2 tRNA genes are annotated in these 702 nt (G+C 51.4%); both read right to left on the reverse strand.

The window, feature by feature from the left end:
* Positions 1-241 precede the first annotated feature (241 nt).
* Positions 242-317 (reverse strand) — tRNA-Ala (locus Q668_RS15995).
* Between the two features lie 270 nt (positions 318-587).
* Positions 588-664: transfer RNA gene (locus Q668_RS16000), tRNA-Ile, on the reverse strand.
* Positions 665-702 lie beyond the last annotated feature (38 nt).

Here is a 702-nt window from a genome sequence, read left to right on the forward strand (position 1 = left end):
ATATAACAACCACTTCAACGACAACACCGGATAACGCTTGAAATCGCTATCACTTTGAACAGTTCCTCTCGGAGATAATGAGAGAAATCTATTCGTGTTCTATCTCGTCCAATTTGTTAAAGAGCAAATCTGACCCAGTGATCAGAAAGAAGACCTTCAGTCGCCACTCTCAACAGAGTCACACAACTGAAACGCTTGTTTCTGTACACTGCTAACCCATTAAGGCTAGTCAGTAAAAATTTGGTGGAGCCGAGGAGGATCGAACTCCTGACCTCCTGCGTGCAAGGCAGGCGCTCTCCCAGCTGAGCTACGGCCCCGTCTGCTTGTCCAGCCTTTGTCACTCGTCGTTGCAGTCTTCGCTCGCATCAGTCATGACCCATCGAGGGTCACTCCTTCACTCGCTCACACTGCGCCTAGATTGACAAACCCTGTCCGGCGCATCCGCGATTGCCTCAACGTTCGAGGCTTACTACACCAAGTCGCCGATACGATTCGGCGAACTCGGAAAATTGGGTTAGCCTAGGCATCGACGGGTGTAGCGTGCGAGTAGCACGTGAGCCCGGCGATAACGACGGATAACGCAATTTTGGTGGGTCTGGGTGGACTTGAACCACCGACCTCACCCTTATCAGGGGTGCGCTCTAACCACCTGAGCTACAGACCCGAGTTTGCTCTCTTTATTAGCCAACCAAGTAATTCGTG

Source organism: Marinobacter sp. ES-1, from assembly GCF_000475255.1.
Lineage (GTDB): Bacteria > Pseudomonadota > Gammaproteobacteria > Pseudomonadales > Oleiphilaceae > Marinobacter > Marinobacter vinifirmus.